Below are 18,197 nucleotides of genomic sequence, written 5' to 3' on the forward strand. Positions count from 1 at the left end.
ACACCTAAATCTTCAAAAATGGCCTAAATACTCTTATAGGAGGCGTAAATACCAATTTTTAGCCTATGGAATATGAATTTTTCACCTTTATTAATAGTATCAAACGCTATGTTTGTATAGGATATTTATCGATTAGTTGTAATTTTAACGATAGAGAAAACCACTCTATTTTTTTGATGATCATACTAACGATTGAATGTCCATTTTCAGAACTAAATAACTTTTTGATCATCACCTTTACTAACAGCTTAAATTGAAATGATAAGAATTATACTATTATACATTGTATGTCTATTGTCCATAAACATGCATGCTTCTTCGCCACTGGATTTAAAGAAAATTACGGTGGAAAAGGGGTTGTCTCATTCCGATGTCCGTGCAATTTGTCAAGATGATTATGGCTACATTTGGATTGCTACCTTAAAAGGATTAAACTATTTTGATGGTGAAAAAATTGAAGTTTTTGATAAGTCCAAAGGGTTAAAATCAAATCGTTTGGTGGAAATGAAAAAGGACAAATTTGGCTTCCTATGGTTATTATCAGAGGAATCGGGTATATCGTCATTTCATCCTTTAACACATAAAGTACAACATCATCAATTAGTCAATAACAAAGAAGGTAACAAGCTTTTTGATATTCAGAACCTGTCATTAATATTTATGACAATAAACAAGGAAGGCAATTGCTTATATGCTGTTTCAACAAGTAGTAAAGTATATAAACTGCCTTTAAAGAAAGATGGAAATATCAAGAATATTCAAGAAATACCTTTCAATTTACCTACTCAAACCGAAAACTTTGTAAGGTCGATTTACTACGATGATCAAGGAACAATTTGGATTGGTAAACGAAATGGATTGTATTTTAAGAAGAGAAATAATGCAAACTTTAAAAAGTTTAGGGGATCGGAAAGCAAATTAAAAGGAGTAAGGTCTATTCTAAAATTAAACGGAGGAAACTACCTCATTGGAGCCAATAATGGTTTATTTAAAGTTTCATTATACAAACAAACCATTAAAAAAATCCAACCACAATCCTCTATAAGTAGAATAAATAGCCTGCTTAAGGCGTCCGATGATTCTTTCTGGATAGGAACTTCTGTTGGAATCTGGACCATGAATAAAGAAGAAAACCTTCAGTTTCATTTATTAGAAGATAAAAACTTATCAACATCCAATGTAATTAGTTTATTCGAAGATAAATCGAATACAGTTTGGATTGGTTGTAATTCGATCGGGGTGAGATATACCGATTTAAAAGAATCGAATTTTAAACATATAGATATTAACGATAATAATAATTTCGACTTTACTTACTCCAAAAGTATGTCAGAAGTTGACGATTATTACATTTTGGGATCGAATAACGGAGTTCATTTTGTAACAAAAGACTTTAAAAAGGATGTTAAACACGCCAAATTAAAGAACGATATAAAGTGTTCAGTAAATACCATTACGGTATCAGATTCTAAATATATTATTTTGGGAACTTCAGGGTATGGTTTATATATTTCAACCCGACCATTTGATAAAGTGCAAAATGTAAGTTTCAATCAGATCAAGTTTCCAAAGGAGTTACAATATCCAAAACGATTTCATATTCGTAAAGTAATTACAGACAAATACGATAACACTTGGATAGCTACCAACGACGGAGGTATTTATTGTTATAATATTCATACTAAGAAGTTTAAGCATATTGAGAGAGTAAAAAACATTACGCTTTCGATCATCAACTCTATGTTATATGAGGCCGATAAGAATTTATTGTGGATAGGTACTCGAGATAAAGGCTTAATAAAATTAGAACTTCAGAACGATGAGTTCGTAAATGCAAAGCAATACATGTACTCCGTGGGAAATGAAAATACCCTAAGTAGTAACTTTGTTTTTTCTATAGTTAGAGATAAGGATAACTTAATTTGGGCAGGTACGATTGGTGGTGGTCTCAACTGTTTAATTGATGAAGAAAGAGGTATTTTCCAACGTTACAATCATTCGAACGGTTTGTACGAAGATGATATCGAAGGGTTATTGGTCGATAATGTTAATGGAGATATTTGGATAGCCGGTACTTCAATTACTAGCTTTAACAAGGAAAGTAAGACCTTTACAAGATATGGTAAATCCGATGGAATTCATGCCGAAAATGGCTTTAAGGTCAATGCTGATTTTAAAGACAGTCATGGTGTAATGTTCTTTGGAGGAGTAGATGGCTTGACGCTAATTGATATCAATAATTGGAAAAAGGAAACACAAAAAATCCGATTGGATATAAGTGGCTTGGAAATCAATCATCAAAAGTTAGTTTTTGATAAGGAATTTAACGGAAGAGTTCTATTGGATAGTCAGTTAAGAGAAAAGAAAAGCTATTTACTCTACCCAAACGAAAAAGACATCTCCATATCATTTATTGGCAACAGCCCAAGCGAAGTCAATAAGATAGAATATCAATATTTATTGGAAGGGTACGACGAGGATTGGATAGAAACGATGACTTCTAATGCAAACAACTCAGCTTACTATTCAAATCTCTCAAGCAGCCGATATACATTTAAGGTAAGAGGTAAATTGCATAATGGTCCTTGGTCGGATATAAAAACCATTTCGTTTAAAATCGAAAAACCCTGGTGGCAAAGGTGGTACTCTATAGCTTCTTTTGTGTGTATATTTGTTATCGTTATTTTATTGATAAACTATAATTTCATTCATCAGCATAAATTAAAAACTCAATTGGTATTTGCTCAGAATCAAAGAGAAAAAGACGAAGAATTAATTGAGCAGAAATTAGAGTTCTTTACGAATGTAGGCCACGACTTAAGAACACCATTAACTTTAATGCAAGGTCCTTTGGATGAGGTGGTACAAAACAAGTCGATCTCTCCTGATGTAAGGGAAAAAATATCATTGAGTTACCAGCAAACCAATAAGCTATTGCGATTGGTGAACGAGCTGATGGATTTCAGAAAGTTCGATAAAACACTGGAGTTGAATAACACTACTTTCGAGTTCATCGACTTTATAGAAAATATCTTCAATTCGTTTAAACTGAAAGCCAAGGATAGAGGAATTGATTTCAAACTGCAGGTACCGGAAAACCCAATAAAAGTGCATTATGATGCAGAAAAGATAGAGTCTGTTATCTATAATTTACTTTCAAATGCCTTCAAGTTTACAGAAACAAAAGGTACAATTACCCTAAATGTTTTAGTCGACGAAGCCAACAAAAAGTTAATCTTAAAAGTCATTGATAACGGACTAGGTATTGATGAAAATGCTTTGGATAAGATTTTCGATCGCTTTTATCAGACAAAAAATGCCAACTCTATCAACATCAAAGGCACTGGGTTGGGGCTATCGATTGCCAAGAGTGTGATTGAGGCACATGAAGGAGATATTCATGTAGAAAGTGAAAAAGGAAAAGGAACAAGCTTCATCATCGATTTACCTTTAAAAGATGTAGAGAGTAAAGAAGTGATGCCGCAAAGTTATTATGTGCAAAACGATGTGGATATTGAGGAAGTAGGAGGGGTAACTTTCGAAAATCAGACAGTGCTTTTAGTGGAGGATAACGAAGAGATTCTTCAATACTTGGCCAATCTTTTGAAAGATACTTGTAAGATCAAGAAAGCGGAAAATGGTAAAGAAGCTTTGGATATTTTACATGCAGATAAAAACATTTCTTTGGTCGTTAGCGATGTGATGATGCCGGAGATGAATGGTACAGAATTGTGTCATCATATCAAGACCAACGAACAATTGTGGCATGTTCCAATCTACTTATTGACGGCTAAAACATCGTTGATACATCAGTTGGAAGGTTTGGAAACTGGAGCAGATGATTACATTACCAAGCCTTTCAAACCTAGTATTCTTAAGCAGAAAGTCATTAACGTCTTGAAAAATAAGGAACATGTGATGCAGATGTATCAAGGAGTGATGCAATTGCAAAAACCATTAAGTAAATATTCCAAAGAGATGGAAGACGATTTCTTAGAAAAAACCATAGAAATCGTCGAAAAGAATCTATCTGATCCTAACCTGAATGTACAGCTTTTAGTAGATGAAATGGCCATGTCTCAATCGGCTTTATACAAGAAGATGAAAGACGTAACAGGGAAATCTTTGGTAGAGTTTATTAAAGATGTGCGTATGCGTAAGGCGGGTGAATTACTGTTATCTTCTAACTTAAAGATCTTTGAGATTGCCTATGAGATTGGTTTCAACGATGTGAAGTATTTTAGAAAGTGCTTTAAAGACCACTATGGAATGTCGGCCTCGGAGTACATCAAACAAATGAGTAAAATTACTGAACAAGAAGAGGTTACTAATTAGTACCCTCCTCGATAATTAAAATTTAGGTCGTTTTTGATGAATATCACCCCTAACTAAAAGAAATGACTCCTTTAAATTTGGTTATCGATTAAAGAATAAATGATTAGTATCAAATGAATGTATTACAACATCGTCTTATAAAAGTAGCCTTATATGTATTAGCACTTTATGGGATTAGTTCATGTGCGACTCCACATAAAAAGACAGCAAACAAAAACATCAAACAACCTAATATTATTTACATACTAGCAGACGATGCAGGATGGGGTGATTTTAGTTGTTATGGTCAGGAGAAATTCACAACACCAAACATCGATGCTTTAGCAGAAAGTGGTATCCGTTTTACGGATCATTATGCAGGTAGTAGTGTTTGTGCTCCTTCGAGATCAACTCTTTTAACAGGTATGCATACAGGGCATACACCTATTCGAGGTAATAAAGAAGTAATGCCGGAAGGTCAGGTGCCAATTCCTGCAGATACTTATAGCTTACCTAAAATGTTGAAGCAAGAAGGGTATGTAACTGGTATGTTCGGTAAGTGGGGCTTAGGTTACCCACAATCGGAAGGTGCTCCAAATGCACAAGGTTTCGATGAGTTTTATGGGTATAACTGTCAGAGGTTGGCACATACGTATTACCCATTATACTTAAGACATAATGGTACTAAAGTGCCTCTTCCAAAAAATACAGATGGTCACATGACGTATACTCACGATATGATTCACGAGCAAGCATTGTCGTTCATAGATCAAAATAAAGATAAGCCGTTCTTCTTATACTTGCCTTACACGATTCCTCATGCGGAAATGGTGGTACCTCAAGATTCACTTTTCCAAATGTATAAAGAGAAGTATCCTCAAGGAAAGCCTTATGTAAACAAGGTAAACCACGATCCTAAATTATCTCACGAAGATCGCTTCTTCAAAGGAGCATATGGAGATCAAGAATATCCAAGAGCAGCATTTGCTACTATGATGCACTACTTAGATAATTCTGTGGGTGATGTAATGGAAAAGCTAAAAGAACATGGTTTGGATGATAATACGATCGTGATTTTCAGTTCTGATAATGGTCCACACAAAGAAGGTGGAGCAGATCCCTATTACTTTAACTCGTTTGGTCCTTTTAAGGGAGTAAAACGTGATTTATATGAAGGTGGTATCCGTGTACCAATGATTGTTTCTTGGCCAAATACCATCTCTAAAAATCAAGTATCTGATCATCCATCAGCATTCTGGGATGTTTTACCTACAGTGGCAGATATCTTAGATGTTGAGATTCCAAGCGAACAAAATATTGATGGTATTTCTTTCTTACCTACTTTAAAAGGAGAAAAAGAGGATCAAGCTAAACACGATTATTTATACTGGGAGTTCCACGAGAAAGGTGGAAGAAGAGCAGTAAGAATGGGGAACTGGAAAGCGGTTCAATACAACTTGAAGAAAGGTAAGAAAATCGAAATCTACGATCTTTCTAACGATCCTTCAGAAAGTAAGAACTTAGCAAAGCAGAAACCTGAATTAGTACAAAAGGCACAAGAAATTTTTAATACTGCCCGTACTACTTCTACGACTTTCCCTTTCCAAGGAGAAAACATGTAATCTCATGAAAATAAAAAGCTTAATGACTATTTGTTTCTCTTTATTGATGATATCAAATAGTTATTCTCAAGATAAAAAGCCCAATATCGTTCTATTTTTTGTAGACGATATGGGCTGGAAAGACCCTGCTTTTATGGGATCAGATTATCACGAAACGCCTAACTTGGATCAAATGGCATCAGAAGGATTTGTCTTTCATAATGCTTATTCAGCTGGACCAAACTGTGCTCCTTCAAGAGCAAGTTTAATGTCAGGTCAATATTCTCCAAGACATGGTAAAGTGGCGGTTTGGAATTCTAAAAGAGGACCTGAAGAGCAAATGCGTTTGGAACCTGTACCTGATCAGGGATTGCCTTTAGAGAATTATACTTTGGCTGAAGCCTTGAGAGACGGAGGTTATAAAACGGGTATTTTTGGGAAGTGGCATATCGAAGGTTTAGCATCAGATCAAGGATTTGAAATTGATGGAGAAACGGATGCAAGCGAGATCAACTTTAAGGAAACAGACGATCCTAAAGATATCTACAGTTTAACGGAGAAAGCTTGTCAGTTTTTGGAAGATCAAAAAGATCAACCTTTTTTCTTGTACTTATCGCATCACACCGTGCACACAAAGTGGGAAGCACGTCAGCCAATGATCGATTACTTTGAAGGTAAAGAGAAAGGTAAAATTCATAAAAACGCTCAATACGCTGCCATGGTAAAACATACAGACGAAAGTATGGGGATTATTATGAAGAAGTTAAAGGATTTAGGAATTGATGATAACACCATTGTCATTTTCACTTCTGATAACGGAGCTATTGGTCGTGTAAAGCAGACTCCACTAAGAGGAGCAAAGGGAATGTTGTACGAAGGTGGGATTCGTGTTCCTTTAGTCGTTAGGTGGCCTTTAGGCATTACTCCAGCTACATCAACAGAACCAATTATCAATATCGATTTTTACCCTACTTTCTTAGAGTTGGCAGGGATAAAAAAAGCCAAAGATAAGGTGTTGGATGGAGAAAGCTTTGTACCTCTATTGACTCAGAAAAAGGAAAGTTTATCACGATCAACGATTTATTATCACTACCCTATTTACCTAGATGGTAAAAATGCAAGAGGGGCGAGAGATCAATATTTTAGAAACCGACCAACTACCGTAGCGATTAATGGTGATTGGAAACTGTTATTCTTCCACGAGGAATATGTACTTGATGGAGGGGAGAAAAATATGGATTCCAACCATATGGTTGAACTCTACAATTTAAAAGACGACCCATCAGAAATGAAGGATTTATCGTTGGTAGAGATTAAAAAAAGAGATGAAATGCTAAAGGATTTAAAGAAGTGGATGAAGAAAACCAATGCTCCTTTGGCCATGAAAAAAACACCGGAAAACTATCGACCGGTATATAAAAGAGGGGATCACAAGAAGAAACATTCTAATTAACATCTCCACTGAGATTTTTGAGATTAAGAGAGACGATTATTAAAGGATATTTTTGTAAATTTACGTTACAAGAATATCCTTTTTTTGATATTTTTTAAATAAGTAAATAAAGACTACTAATTTTTTTAAAACTGTCCATAAATACGTCTAAACGCAGATTTTTATTAGTTTTTCCCCCTTTTTTAATGAAAAATTAGGGGTTCAAACTCCCTTTAAAGATGTTGTTTTGTAATGAAATGAAATAGAATAGGTTCTATTCTCAATAAGAACACTTTAATATTTTTTTAATTATGCAAAAGAAGTTTACTCATTTTAGGGTAACTCATAGCATTGGTAAATTAAGTATTTTTTATCTGACATTTTCGCTATTGTTTAGTTTATCAACTTTAGCAAATGCTAATGCTTATGAAAGTCCTTCAACAGACCTTCAAGACAACATGATCGTTTCTGGAGTAGTCACCGATGAAATGGGAGAGCCATTGCCAGGTGTGTCTATCCTTATAAAAGGAACTACTAAAGGAACAATTACAAGTTTTGATGGATCTTACAAACTTTCTGTTCAACCAAAAGATGTTTTGGTTTACTCATTTATAGGTTATTTAAATCACGAAGAGGTTGTTGGTATACAAACGGTCTTGGATGTAAAAATGAACCTTGATGAAGAATTATTAGACGAGGTAGTGGTAGTAGGTTATGGTGTACAAAAGAAACAAAGTATTGTAGGTGCCATAGAAACTACTCCAACAAAAGAACTTTTAGAATCGGGTGGTGCAACTAACATGACCAGTGCTTTAACAGGTAGAGTAGCAGGTATGACTGTTATTGAATCGAGTGGAGAGCCGGGTCAGAACGAAGCACAAATCTTAATTAGAGGTCGTTCTTCTTGGAACGATAACTCTCCATTGGTATTAGTAGATGGAGTAGAAAGAAGTTTTAATGATATTGATCCCAACGAGGTGGAGTCCATCTCAGTACTGAAAGATGCTTCTGCAACAGCTGTATTTGGTGTAAAAGGTGCCAACGGTGTTATCTTGGTGACATCAAAACAAGGTTCGGAGGAAAAAACAAGAATAAATATCTCACAAGAAGTAGGTATGAAAACGCCAATGAATACTTCTTCTCGTTTGGATATGCCTTCCACTTTCAGATTAGCCAATCAAGCGTTAGCCAACGATGGTTTGTGGGATCAAATGATTCCAGAAAGCTATATCAGAAACTGGGAGAATCCGAATAGAGATATGGAAAAATATCCAGAAGTAGATTGGTGGGACGAGGTAGTAGGTACTGGCTATCAATCAAAAACTAACTTTAACATCTCAGGGGGAACGAAAAAAATTAAATATTTCACATCGGTGGGTTATTTGAAAGAGACAGATATTTTGAAGTCGAATCCTCAACAAGATTACGATCCAAGTTTCTCGAATGACCGTTTGAACTTCAGAACCAATTTAAAATTCAACGTTACAAAGACAACAAGTGTCGATTTTGGTATCTCTGGTAATCAGAAAAGATATTCAAGTCCGGCAGAAGTAAGAACAAGTAATTATCAAAAAGAAGAATTCTTTAAAAAGATCTACAGAACGCCGTCTTACTTATATCCTGTAAGATTTGAAGATGGATCGTATGGTGGTATTGATCCTAATGGTGGTGATAACCCGATGTCCATTTTAAATGAATCAGGAAGTGGACAAACAAGAAGATCTGAATTGTTTACCAACTTACAATTGGATCAGAAACTAGACTTCATTACTAAAGGACTAACTTTTAGAGCCAAAATAGCATTTGATACTTACACGCAGTTTAACAAAACAATTAGCAAAGACCGTGTAATGTTCCATTATCCTACTCCAGAATCAGAAAATAGAGTACGTTACCCAGATGCAAACTTCGTAGAACAGCCGGTAACGATAAATAACTGGGATTATGGATGGTTCCGAAAAACAATGTTATATGAATTCTCTACTAGATATAATAGAACATTTGGTGACCACTCTGTAACAGGTTTATTACTCTTCTCAAGAAGAATTAATTCTCCAGAAGTATCTTTTCCATTCTATGAGGAAAACTGGGCGGGTAGAGTAACTTACGATTACAAAATGAAGTATCTAGCCGAAGTAAACGTTGGTGTAAACGGCTCGGATAACTTTGCTCCAGGACAACGATTTGGTGTTTTCCCATCGTTTGCATTGGGTTGGGTGATATCTGAGGAAAACATCTTTAGAAATGCCGATTGGCTAAACAGTGCTAAAGTAAGATATTCATATGGTACTGTAGGTAGATCGCATATCAATAACAATACGCGTCACTTGTACTTTGGACAGTATTACCAAGATGGCAACATCAACTGGCGTTTAGGTCAGGATCCAACGAACTGGGCACCACACTATTTCGAAGGAAGAATTCCTAACGAAAATGCTACTTGGGAAAAAGCAGTGAAACAAAACTTAGGTTTTGAAGCAACAGTATTCAAAAACTGGAGATTCACTTTAGATCTTTTCGACGAGTACCGCTACGATATCTTGATGGAAAGAAGAAATATTCCAGCTTGGTCAGGTTTCCCAGAGAATCCATATGCTAACATTGGTGAGGTAAAATCAAGAGGTTTTGAAGTAACATTAAGTTATGACTTTAATATCGGTGAGCATTTACAAATTGGTATTGCCCCTAACTTCTCGGTGAACGAAAGTAGAATCATCAACAGAGATGATCCACACTTATTGCCAGATTCTCAGAAGGATGCCGGTAAGCCGATTGGATGGAAAAAAGGATATGTAACTGATGGTTTATATAAAGATTGGGACGATATCTACAACTCTCCAAATACTAACTTAGGTGGTAACCCTATTCCGGGTGATATCAAATACATTGACTTTAATGGCGATGGTAGTGTAGATATTAACGATCAAACGGCCTTAAAAGGATTGGATGTTCCAACGAAAACATATGGTCTGAACCTATCATTAAATTATAAAGGCTTTACAGTTTCTGCTTTATTCTATGGTGTGAATGGTAACTACGCCAACATTTCGGACGATATGATGTGGGGATTTGCAAAAGGATTTTATGTATTGGACGAAGTACACACAAACACTTGGAATCCATACACAAGAGATGCGAATGCCAATCCAACATTACACTTCCAAAACATGCAGCACAACAACAATTCTACAGAATATAGATGGCAAAATGCTTCGTATTGGAGATTGAAAAACTTGGAGATGGGTTATAACATCAAAGGCAAGAAATCGGACTTCTACAGAAACATTTATGTGTATGCTTCGGGTAACAACCTGTTTACATTTACAAGTTTTGATAGTAGACTAGATCCAGCAAACTCAAACGCTGCCTATCCACTTGTAAGAAGATTTAACCTTGGTTTACGATTTGGATTATAAGAAATGAAAATGAAAAAATTAATCATATTACTATTAGGACTTGGTCTTTTTTCATGTGAAAGGTTTTTAGATCGTTCACCAGATCAAGGAGTAACAGAATCTGAAGTATTTACAAACTACGAATCATACAGAGCATTTAACGATCAGTTATATGCTTACTTGGACGATTACTTCGATTGGAGACGTCGTTTTGATTCGGGTAGTTTTAGTGATGAAACAGAAAACAATTCGAACTGGACCGTTCAGAATGATATGAATGCAGGTGGTTTTTATTCGAAACCAGGTAATGCACAACAACATGAGATCGGTTGGGAAATGAGTAGTCATGGTATTGGTTCTCGTTCTCCTGTAATTGCGAACGGTTTCCAAGCTATTCGTGCGGCAAACATTAGTATCGAAAGAATCGAAATGTTGGAGGATGCTACTCAACAACAGATCGATGAGTTATTAGGACAAGCTTACTTTATGAGAGCATGGCACTATTTCCAAATAATAATTCGTTGGGGAGGAATGCCAGAAATGAGTGCATCGTTTACTCCTGATACCGATTTTAATCTTCCTAGAAGAAACTTTGTAGAAAGTGCAGAAGATTGCCTGAACGATTTGGACATGGCTTTTGAATTATTACCAACAAGATGGGAATTGAATCAATTGGGTCGTGTGACAAAAGGTAGTGCTTTGGGATTGAAAGAAATGATTCAATTGTACATGGCTTCTCCTTTAATGCAACAGCATTCTGGCAACAGTGCCACTTACAATCATGAGTTGTTGAAAGCCGCTATGAAAACACAAGGTGATTTGTTTAGAAATGCTGGAGAATATGGTATTGCATTATTGAATGGAGATAATTACAGAGACATTTTTTACAGTGAATTCGAACCTGCCAATTCAGAATACATTTTCTGGAGACACACAGGTGTTCGTAGTGCACAAGACTTGAAAAACCATTTTATTCCACAATCCTATGGCGGAGGTAATGCCACAACAGGTCCAACTCAAAATACAGTAGATCGTTATGAAATGATTAGCGGTTTACCGATTTCAGATCCTGATTCTGGTTATGATCCAAGCAAGCCTTACGAGAATAGAGACCCACGTTTCTACAACAACATACTCTATGATGGTGCCCCTTGGGGAATGAATGGAGATACACAATTGTATATCGAAACATATACGGGTGGTAGAGAAGATAAATTACCAATCAACCAAAGATCATTGACCGGCTATTTCGTAAAGAAATACTGGCCTGAAGGAAGTAACCGTTGGGAAAACAGATACGGTATGCACTTCATGCCATGGGTTTATATCAGATATGCACAAGTGTACTTGGATTTTGCAGAAGCAGCCAATGAGGTCTATGGTCCTACTGCAGCGGCTCCCGAAACAGGTATTTCAGCAGTGCAAGCCATCAATATCATCAGAAATAGAGTAGGAATGCCAGATGTAAATTCAAAATATACATCAAGCAAAGAGGCTTTTAGAGATAGAATTAGAAACGAGAGAGCGGTAGAACTTTGTTTCGAAGGACACCGTTGGTTCGATTCAAGAAGATGGAAAACGGCTGTTCAAGATTACAGAACAGTGCGCAAAGTAGTCATTACCAAAAACGGAGATGATGCTACCTACGAGTATCCTGAGATTCCAAATGCAAGGAACTTCGCAGAGAGAAACTATTGGTATCCTATCCCATTGGAGGAAGTAAGTAAAAATGAAAATTTCACTCAAAATCCAGGATGGTAATAAATTATGAAGTACAATAAAAAAATATATACTATAGCATTGGCTTCCTTATTTACCTTCATGGTAGGGAACGTGAATGCTCAGGACGAGATAGAAATTCCTGTTAGGGAAACGTCGAATGCTACTGAACGATTTAAGAAAACAATCAATTCAGGTGTAACCGGCGAAATTGATAATACTTTTAGAAAGGTATCGAAAGATAGATTTGTTGGAGTGGCGAATGGCATTCATGGAGATGATTTATCGACTTCCAACGAAATGAACTTATCGAATACCTTGCAAGGTAGAATCTTAGGTTTGCAGGTAACAACAAATGCGAACACTCCTGGCGGAGGTGGAGCATCGATATATGTTAGAGGTAAAGATAGAAACGATTCCAATTCTCCTCTATTTTTAGTGGATGGAATTGACAGACCTTGGCAAGATTTGAACCCGGAAGAAATTGATCAGGTAGTTGTATTAAGAGATGCAACGGCTAAGATTTTGTACGGTTCAAGAGCAGCTAATGGTGTGGTTTTAATTACGACAAAAAGAGGTAACGCATCGACAGGTTTACATATTTCTGGTGGTTTTGAGTTTGGTATGAAAACTCCAACAAGTACTCCAGAGTTTTTAGGGGCCGACGAATATGCTCAATATTATAATCAAGCACGATTAAACGATGGTTTACCGACTTACTATAGCGATCAACAAATCAATGCTTATAGAAATGGTTCAGATCCGTTGCTTAATCCGAATAACGATTACAGATCTTTTGCTTTAAAGGAATCGGCAACGTATCAAAAAGGTTACTTGAACTTCCAAGGTGGTACACAAAAGACGAAGTTCTTTGCACATCTAGGGTATACAGGTGATGGCGGTTTGGAAGCATTAGGTTACCAAACTACTTATGAGCGTTTTAATATGAGAGCCAATGTAGACATCGAATTATCGAAGTGGGCTACATTAAAAACTGACGTAGCAGGTAGAGCAGAATTTAGAAATAAGCCAGCCATATCAACGGCTGATTTTTATACGGACTTATCCGCTACGAGAGCGAACGAATATCCTATCTTCATTCAGGAAGGTACGAACCGTGAAAACACCATTTTAGGAGGTAGTTTAAATCACCCAAAAAACATTTATGGTGAATTAAATTATGGAGGTTACGATATTCAGAACGATAAGAATATTCAAACTCGTATGGGATTTGAGTTCGATTTCGACGATTATGTAAAGGGTTTGTCTGCAGATGTATATGCTTCTATGGACTATAACTCTATGTTTAGATATGGTAAGAACGAAGGATATAATAGCTATGCAGTAGTAATGCCGCAAGGCGATGATTACAAGTACCAATTGGTGAACTCTGGTTTAAAATCAGACGACCAAGTGAGGAAAGCATCAAGTGATTATTACAGCAACGCTTTTTATGGTTCGATTAACTACGATAGAACATTCAACGAAATTCATCAGCTATTGGTAACGGGTGTAGGTTATGTACAATCTACTTCGGATAGTCAGAGTTTCCAAGTACACAAACACTTGCACTCTGGTCTAACTGCCAATTATATGCTGAACAATAAATATGTAGTAGAAGGATCTTCAGTGATCGTAGCCTCAAATACACTGCAGAACCACAATCAATCGATGTGGACGTACGCAGGTGGTCTTGGATGGATCGTTTCCAACGAGAACTTTTTAAAAAATAATGATGTGTTGACTTACTTAAAATTAAAAGGTTCTGCGGGTGTATTGGCACACAACAACTCTTTGAATTACTATAGTGAAATACTTCGCTACGGTGAAAGTGGTGATGCTCGTTTCGGTCCAACAAACAATAACAGATATCCAGTTTGGGTACCTCAGGCCTACGGAAACGAAGATTTGGAGTACGAAAAGTCGGTAGAGTTAAACTTAGGTACTGAGTTGGCATTGTTCAGAAACATCTACATGGAAGCAAATGTATTTAGAAATGCTCGTAAAGACATGCCTGTATACATGAACGATTTCTACCCAGATTATATGGGTGGTAACCAAATGATGATGAACTACAATTCTACTTTAAGTAACGGATTGGAAGTGATGGTTTCTTACATGAAGCAATTAGGACATTGGCACCTTGGCGTATCGGGTAACTTTATGTACCAGCAAACGAAATGGGACGAAGTATTGGAATTTAAATACGATGAAAACTACTTGAGCCAAAAAGGGATGCCTATTGGTAATATTTACGGATATAGAAACTTAGGTTTCTTCCAAAATGCTCAGGATGTGGAATCATCTACTCACCAAACATTTGGCCCTTTACGTCCGGGAGATATAAAATATAGAGATCTAAATAACGACGGAGTAATTGATGAAGACGATAAGGAATTCTTAGGAACGACAGATCCAACTATGACTTTCGGTATTCAGTTAAACATCGGTTATAAAAACTTCAACTTATTTGTTCATGGTACAGGTTTGGCAGGTCATTACTTAAACAATTCTAGTATGTATTATCAATTTGATGGGTTGATGAACTACTCTGAAATTGCTAGAGGGGCATGGACAGAAGCTACAGCAAACGAGGCGACATATCCAGCGTTAACGACAGGTCAATCTACTAACAACTTCCAAAATTCTGATTTCTGGTTGGAGAGAGGAAATTTCTTCAGAATCAAAAGTGTTGAGTTAAGCTATACAATGCCGAAGAAAATCGTGAAGAAAATGGCAGGGATTGAGTCAACGTTTACGCTTAGAGGAAACAACTTGTTTGAGTTTACATCCATCAAAAACAAAAACCTTGATCCTGAGCGACCAAACACTGGCGTTACCAATTTCCCAATTATGAGAAGTGTCACTTTAGGTGCTCATTTTAAATTCTAAATGATGTAATTGATATGAAGAATCTTAAATACATAGTATTAAGCTTGGTGATTGGATTATCGACATCAGCTTGTAGCAACTTTCTAGAATTAGAGAGAGACAATAATAGAACAGAAGACGAAATTTGGTCGCATCCAGTAACGGCAGAAGGGGTTTTACTTTCGGGATATCAAGGATTGCCTAATTTCTACACCACTTACGGAAACGATATCTTGGATTGTGCTACCGATAATGGCGTCACAAGACAAATCAATTCGACGGTAAGAAGAATGGCTGCTGGAGGTTGGAACCCATCGTCGAATCCTATTGGCGATTGGTCAGGTTCTTATGAAATCATCAGAAACATGAACGACTTTCTAATGAAAGGATTTGATGTAGATTATTTCATCGCCGACTCTCTTAGAAACGAGAATTATAAAAGAAGACTAAAAGGAGAAGCACATTTCCTAAGAGCGTATTATCACTTTAACGTCTTGAGAAGACACGGCGGTTTAGCAGAAAATGGTCAGGTGTTGGGTATTCCAATCATTACAAATGAAGTATCCATCAACGAAACATTGCCAAGAAATACTTACGAGGAAGTGGTTGCTCAAATTTTAGCTGATACAGATGTAGCCATCGAATTATTACCACTTGAATATACAGGTGATAATGTTGATTTTGGAGAATCGAATGTAGGTAGAGCATCAAAAATGGCGGCTCACGCACTTCGTTCTGTTGTGACATTGTATGCGGCAAGTCCAGCATTTGATGATAAAAATGATGATATCACCACAGATGAAGCTTGGGGTAGAGCAGTGTACGAAAGCCAAAAGTTGATCGATATTATGGGTGGTTTACCTTCTTGGAACGACGACATCTATTTTGACGATAGAGTAGGTGAACCAATTATGCGTAGATACTCGAATAACAATGATATTGAAAAGAAAAATCTTCCTCCATCGTTAAACGGTCAAGGTTTCTCTAATCCTTCACAAGAGTTAGTAGATGCTTTCCCAATGGCCAACGGTTACCCAGTAGATCATCCAGATTCTGGTTATGACCCAGAAAAACCTTACGAAGGTAGAGATACAAGATTTTATGCTACGGTAATTCATAATGGAATGGACTTTAAAGGCAGTACTATCGATACCTATGTAGGAGGTGAAGATCATGCAGACGTGAATGAGTATGCGACAAGAACAGGATATTATTTAAAGAAGTTTATCAATCCTAACGTGAGTATCACTCCAGGTACAACCACTAATGGTAGACATTACACCGCATTATTTAGAAAAGTGGAAGCTTACCTAAACTATGCGGAAGCGGCCAACGAATTGGTTGGTCCTAACACCGTGCCTCCTTTTGGAAGATTGACAGCAAAAGAAGCGATCCAAGTGATTCGTTCTAGAGCAAAAATTGATTCTGATGCTTACTTAAATACAATTACTGGTCGTGATGGTTTCAGAGAATTTATTCATAATGAGAGACGTATAGAATTGGCTTTCGAAAATCACCGTTTTTATGATGTTCGTCGCTGGAATTACGATTTGAATGAATTAAATTCACCAGTAAATGGAATAGAGATAAATGTAAATCAAGACACACAAACAACTTCCTATCAAGAGGTCCATGTCGAAGATAGAAATTACCAAGACTACATGATCTATGGTCCAATACCATACCGTGAAGTCCTAAAAGGTGACGCTATTATTCAGAACAAAGGATGGTAAATGAAATTATTATGAAGAAATTACTAAACTTATTTTTTATCGCAACCCTGTTCCTAACAGGTTGCGATAGCTACAACGATTATTTAACAGATTACGATTACTCAACGACTTACTTTCCTTATCAAAAACCAGTAAGAACTGTAATTGCTGGCGAAGGATTACAGTTTAAAATGGGTGTAGTATTAGGTGGTAAAAGAGAGAATACGAAAACAGAAGTAGTTAAATTCGAAATCGATACGACCTTGTTAAGAGATACGCCATTCGAATTACTTCCTTCTGAATATTATACATTGAGTAACGATAACGAAATGTGGATTCAGGAAGGTCAATTTCAAGGTTTGATTGATGTGGTAATGGATTCGGTAAACTTCCTTTCGGATCCCAACTCTTTGACAAGACACTATGCCTTGCCAGTTAGAATTATCTCTGCAACGACCGATTCGGTGCTTACAGGAGATGAATTGAAAGGGATCGCTCCAATGGATTATATGATTCCGGTAATCAGATACATTCATACATTGGATGCGATTTGGTATCATCATGGAGTAGATTCAGCGTTTAATGCAAGCGGAGACTTGGAGGAAGTAATTGTAAACAGTACAGAAGATCTGATCAACAACTCTACTTGGAATTTATCTACAGTAGGAGCAACTAAAGTAATCAGTAATGGTTTGTCTGGAATCAAGAATACTTCGAGATTAGAAATGGACATGAACTTTGAAGATGGTGCAATTGACTTAAAGAGCACATCAGATTCTGAAATTCAGAATGTAGAGAACATCTCTTCTCGTTATGTGAGTGATGATCTAAAAGTGTATTTAAAATATAAGTATACAGCAGATAACCTGACTCATATCGTAACAGATACGCTTACTTTTAGAAACAAAGAGTTATCGTTAGAGCTTTGGGATTAATTCCTTCTTATTAAAATACAATAGAGGCTGTCTTATCAATAGGTTATTATTAAGACAGTCTCTTTTGCTATGGTATTATTTTGAAGAGCAATCTCAAACATTTATCTATCATTATTGATCTCTATAAATCATTTATTCATCGGATAAAAATCGTAAGAAAAAGCCCTTTTTAAGCATAAAAACAGCTATTTACGAAATAATCCCCCCCTTAATCATAT

The 18,197-nt window shown here is 36.4% G+C and carries 8 protein-coding genes; all 8 read left to right on the forward strand.

Annotation, left to right across the window (positions count from 1 at the left end; translation table 11 throughout):
- Positions 1-258 precede the first annotated feature (258 nt).
- Positions 259-4,335 carry a hybrid sensor histidine kinase/response regulator transcription factor gene (locus KMW28_RS22405; protein ID WP_169662150.1) on the forward strand — a complete coding sequence of 1,359 codons (4,077 nt, stop codon included), beginning with the start codon at positions 259-261 and terminating at the stop codon, positions 4,333-4,335.
- 113 nt (positions 4,336-4,448) lie between these two features.
- Positions 4,449-5,936, forward strand: a complete 1,488-nt coding sequence (locus KMW28_RS22410; protein ID WP_169662149.1) for an arylsulfatase — start codon at positions 4,449-4,451, stop codon at positions 5,934-5,936.
- Between the two features lie 4 nt (positions 5,937-5,940).
- The gene (locus KMW28_RS22415) at positions 5,941-7,368 is read left to right on the forward strand and encodes a sulfatase (RefSeq protein ID WP_169662148.1); all 1,428 of its coding nucleotides are present in this window, start codon (positions 5,941-5,943) and stop codon (positions 7,366-7,368) included.
- A 290-nt stretch (positions 7,369-7,658) separates the two neighbouring features.
- Positions 7,659-10,763: a SusC/RagA family TonB-linked outer membrane protein gene (locus tag KMW28_RS22420; protein ID WP_215585943.1), complete on the forward strand. Its 3,105-nt coding sequence runs from the start codon at positions 7,659-7,661 to the stop codon at positions 10,761-10,763.
- A gap of 9 nt (positions 10,764-10,772) precedes the next feature.
- Positions 10,773-12,503 (forward strand): RagB/SusD family nutrient uptake outer membrane protein, encoded by a 1,731-nt coding sequence (locus KMW28_RS22425; RefSeq protein ID WP_169662146.1) that lies wholly within the window; start codon positions 10,773-10,775, stop codon positions 12,501-12,503.
- A gap of 6 nt (positions 12,504-12,509) precedes the next feature.
- Positions 12,510-15,353, forward strand: coding sequence for a SusC/RagA family TonB-linked outer membrane protein (locus KMW28_RS22430; protein ID WP_169662145.1), 2,844 nt, complete (start codon positions 12,510-12,512; stop codon positions 15,351-15,353).
- Positions 15,354-15,367: 14 nt separating this feature from the next.
- Positions 15,368-17,065: a RagB/SusD family nutrient uptake outer membrane protein gene (locus tag KMW28_RS22435; RefSeq protein WP_169662144.1), complete on the forward strand. Its 1,698-nt coding sequence runs from the start codon at positions 15,368-15,370 to the stop codon at positions 17,063-17,065.
- Positions 17,066-17,076: 11 nt separating this feature from the next.
- Positions 17,077-17,979, forward strand: a complete 903-nt coding sequence (locus KMW28_RS22440) for a DUF1735 domain-containing protein (protein WP_169662143.1) — start codon at positions 17,077-17,079, stop codon at positions 17,977-17,979.
- Positions 17,980-18,197 lie beyond the last annotated feature (218 nt).

The organism is Flammeovirga yaeyamensis, assembly GCF_018736045.1.
In the GTDB taxonomy this organism is placed as follows: Bacteria; Bacteroidota; Bacteroidia; order Cytophagales; family Flammeovirgaceae; genus Flammeovirga; species Flammeovirga yaeyamensis.

Excerpts from the sequence above, each read along its gene's own strand:
- KMW28_RS22440 (WP_169662143.1), top strand. The coding sequence starts at position 17,077 with ATGAAGAAATTACTAAACTTATTTTTTATCGCAACCCTGTTCCTAACA.
- KMW28_RS22430 (WP_169662145.1), top strand. The coding sequence starts at position 12,510 with ATGAAGTACAATAAAAAAATATATACTATAGCATTGGCTTCCTTATTT.
- KMW28_RS22410 (WP_169662149.1), top strand. The coding sequence starts at position 4,449 with ATGAATGTATTACAACATCGTCTTATAAAAGTAGCCTTATATGTATTA.
- KMW28_RS22425 (WP_169662146.1), top strand. The coding sequence starts at position 10,773 with ATGAAAAAATTAATCATATTACTATTAGGACTTGGTCTTTTTTCATGT.
- KMW28_RS22405 (WP_169662150.1), top strand. The coding sequence starts at position 259 with ATGATAAGAATTATACTATTATACATTGTATGTCTATTGTCCATAAAC.
- KMW28_RS22420 (WP_215585943.1), top strand. The coding sequence starts at position 7,659 with ATGCAAAAGAAGTTTACTCATTTTAGGGTAACTCATAGCATTGGTAAA.
- KMW28_RS22415 (WP_169662148.1), top strand. The coding sequence starts at position 5,941 with ATGAAAATAAAAAGCTTAATGACTATTTGTTTCTCTTTATTGATGATA.
- KMW28_RS22435 (WP_169662144.1), top strand. The coding sequence starts at position 15,368 with ATGAAGAATCTTAAATACATAGTATTAAGCTTGGTGATTGGATTATCG.